The sequence below is a fragment of the Rhizobium moroccans genome (assembly GCF_057559155.1).
On record NZ_JBHFJG010000019.1, the window covers coordinates 1 to 3,263 of the forward strand.

Here is a 3,263-nt window from a genome sequence, read left to right on the forward strand (position 1 = left end):
CGTCTTCAGCCAGGCCGACAGCCGATCCGCGAACGGATCAAGCTTGCTCGGTCGCTCTGGGACCTTGAACTTCGGCTCCACGCCGTCCAGGCGCAGGTATTTGCGGACAGTGTTCCGGGACAGGCCGGTCCTGCGGCAAACCTCCCGGATCGATAGATGCTCTCGAAAATGCCAGCGTCGGATTACGCTCAGTAACGCCATGTCGATCACTCCAGAGCCCCCGCTGAAACCTCGCGAAGGATGATTGAAACATGGGTCAAATCTCAGTGATAATTTCCCGCAATCCCGGGTCAGCTCTCAGTGCAAATCAACAGCCACTAAGTCTCGGAAAGAGGCTAGACATCAGCGCAGACAGTCGCGTCCGAGGCAGCGGCATGGTGCTGGCCTGCCTCTCCCCTCCAGTGGCTCGCTTAGAACCCGCTTCAGGTCTCATTGCAGCTTGAACTCGCCATCGACGCGGCGCCATTCGCTGGGGCCAATGAGACGCTGGTGGGTATAGCGGACGGAATGTAGCGGTCCGTCGAGGTTCTCCTGCCAAAAGTCAAGAAACCTCCGCATCTCGGGAAAGTCGGGCGCGAGATCGTAATCCTGCCAGACATAGGTCTGCAGGACGGATTCGAAATCTGGAATGCGATAGAGGATATGTGCGGTGGTCAGCCCATATCCGTCGAGCTGACGACCCAGGTCAGATGAAAAACGCATGCTTCATCTCCGCTTCGTGACAGTTGGAAATTGCTGCTCAAAACTTCACAGCAACTAACGGGTACGGAACGCATGAAACAAGTTTCTTGTTCCTTTCCAGAGCATTAGCAGCCGCGCCAGGCGAGTGCTAATTTTTCTTATCCAACCTCTTGAAACCGAAATTCAGCAAAACCAAATCGATCGCGCCGATTGCTTTGAAGAAGAGGATCGGCGCCCGCCCGGACTGGTCATCCGGTCCGGCAGGGAGCGTGATCATCAATGTTTGTCCAGGAGGAAGACATGGCGTTCCGACCGCTTCATGACCGTATTCTCGTCCGCCGCCTCGAATCTGAGGAGAAGACCAAAGGCGGCATCATCATTCCCGACACCGCAAAAGAGAAGCCGCATCAAGGCGAGGTGATTGCCATCGGCCCGGGCGCGCGCAACGACCAGGGCCAGGTCGTCGCGCTGGATGTGAAGGTCGGCGATCGAATTCTGTTCGGCAAATGGTCCGGCACCGAGATCAAGATCGATGGTGAGGACATGCTGATCATGAAGGAAAGCGATGTCATGGGTGTCATCGAAGCCCAGACTGAGCAGAAACAAGCCGCCTGAGGCTCCGTCCACCAGTCAAAGTAAGCTGCCTATTGAAGGAGTGAAAAAATGGCTGCGAAAGAAGTCAAATTCCACACCGATGCCCGTGAACGTATGCTGCGTGGGGTCGATGTACTGGCCAATGCGGTGAAGGTCACGCTTGGCCCTAAGGGTCGCAACGTCGTGATCGACAAGTCCTTCGGCGCTCCGCGCATCACCAAGGACGGCGTATCGGTCGCCAAGGAAATCGAACTGGAAGACAAGTTCGAGAACATGGGCGCCCAGATGGTCCGCGAAGTCGCTTCGAAGACCAGCGACGTCGCCGGTGACGGCACCACGACTGCGACGGTTCTCGCCCAGGCCATCGTCAAGGAAGGCGCCAAGGCCATTGCCTCCGGCATGAACCCGATGGACCTGAAGCGCGGCATAGATCTTGCCGTCGACGCCGTCGTCAAGGAACTGAAGGCCAACGCCCGCAAGATCTCCAACAATTCCGAAATCGCCCAGGTCGGCACCATTTCCGCCAACGGCGACACTGAGATCGGGCGCTATCTCGCCGAAGCCATGCAGAAGGTCGGCAACGAAGGCGTCATCACCGTCGAAGAAGCCAAGACCGCCGAGACCGAACTCGAAGTCGTCGAAGGCATGCAGTTCGACCGCGGCTATCTCAGCCCGTATTTCGTCACCAACCAGGACAAGATGCGGGTCGAACTCGAAGATCCCTACATCCTGATTCACGAGAAGAAGCTCTCCAACCTCCAGTCCATGCTGCCGGTTCTGGAAGCTGTCGTGCAATCGGGCAAGCCGCTCCTCATCATCGCTGAAGACGTCGAAGGCGAGGCTCTCGCCACCCTGGTCGTCAACAAGCTGCGCGGCGGCCTCAAGGTTGCCGCCGTCAAGGCTCCCGGCTTCGGCGACCGCCGCAAGGCCATGCTCGAAGACATCGCCATCCTGACGGGCGGCACGGTCATCTCCGAGGACCTCGGCATCAAGCTCGAAAACGTCACCCTCAACATGCTTGGCCGTTCCAAGAAGGTCACGATCGAGAAGGAGAACACCACGATCATCGATGGTGCCGGTTCGAAAGCCGAGATCGACGGCCGCACGGCCCAGATCCGTGCCCAGATCGAGGAGACCACCTCCGACTACGACCGCGAAAAGCTGCAGGAGCGTCTTGCCAAGCTCGCTGGTGGCGTTGCCGTGATCCGCGTCGGTGGTTCAACGGAAGTCGAGGTGAAGGAGCGCAAGGACCGTGTCGACGATGCGCTGCATGCCACGCGTGCTGCCGTCGAAGAAGGTATTCTGCCTGGCGGTGGCGTCGCCCTGCTTCGGGCGATCAAAGCCCTCGAAAATCTTCAGGCGCCGAACGAAGACCAGCGTGTCGGCATCGACATCGTCCGCCGCGCAATCGAGGCTCCAGTCCGCCAGATTGCCGAAAATGCCGGCGCGGAAGGTTCGATCATCGTTGGCAAGCTTCGTGAGAAAGCCGATTTCTCCTATGGCTGGAACGCCCAGACGAGCGAATATGGCGACCTATACGCGATGGGGGTCATCGACCCCGTCAAGGTCGTCCGCGCCGCCCTTCAGGACGCCGCTTCGGTTGCCGGCCTTCTGGTGACCACAGAAGCCATGATCGCCGAAAAGCCGAAGAAGGACGCCGCACAGGCGCTTCCTCCGACCGGCGGAATGGACTTCTAAGTGACCGATCCGGCCCGTCTCTTTTAAAAGACGGGCCCCTTCTCCAAGGAGGTCGACGTGAGACAGACGGTAGCGGAAAGATCGTCAGCTCCCTTCGAGAGCCGCGATCTGCAGATTTGTCAGCGCGTATTCGACAGTATCAGAACGAAAATCAATATCGCCAAAGACTGCGAAGAGGCCGAACGCATCGCAGCAATTACAGTCGAACTCTACCGACAGGGTGTTCGCGATCCCGATCATCTCGAGACGTTGGTGGCGGCCGCGCGCGGCCTGTTCGAAAAATCGCATTG

5 protein-coding genes and 1 pseudogene are annotated in these 3,263 nt (G+C 58.6%); 3 read left to right on the plus strand and 3 right to left on the minus strand.

Annotation, left to right across the window (positions count from 1 at the left end):
* From ACE04I_RS12100 to ACE04I_RS12110, 3 genes and pseudogenes are all read right to left on the minus strand, one after another.
* Nucleotides 1-201, minus strand: a pseudogene (locus tag ACE04I_RS12100) (IS21 family transposase); the annotation flags it as partial.
* A gap of 228 nt (nucleotides 202-429) precedes the next feature.
* A complete protein-coding gene (locus tag ACE04I_RS12105) occupies nucleotides 430-702 on the minus strand; it encodes an usg protein (protein ID WP_046797042.1) in 273 nt (90 codons plus the stop codon).
* 127 nt (nucleotides 703-829) lie between these two features.
* On the minus strand, nucleotides 830-958 hold the full coding sequence (locus ACE04I_RS12110) for a hypothetical protein (protein ID WP_280950081.1): 129 nt from the start codon (nucleotides 956-958) through the stop codon (nucleotides 830-832).
* A gap of 23 nt (nucleotides 959-981) precedes the next feature.
* On the opposite strand from ACE04I_RS12110, the gene groES reads away from it, so the two are divergent.
* From groES to ACE04I_RS12125, 3 genes are all read left to right on the plus strand, one after another.
* Entirely contained in the window at nucleotides 982-1,296 is a 315-nt protein-coding gene (groES, locus tag ACE04I_RS12115; protein ID WP_046797108.1) for a co-chaperone GroES, read from the plus strand.
* 48 nt (nucleotides 1,297-1,344) lie between these two features.
* A complete protein-coding gene (gene groL / locus ACE04I_RS12120) occupies nucleotides 1,345-2,973 on the plus strand; it encodes a chaperonin GroEL (RefSeq protein WP_487207085.1) in 1,629 nt (542 codons plus the stop codon).
* 57 nt (nucleotides 2,974-3,030) lie between these two features.
* Nucleotides 3,031-3,263: hypothetical protein (locus ACE04I_RS12125; protein ID WP_082118507.1), on the plus strand; the 233-nt coding region annotated here is incomplete at its 3' end.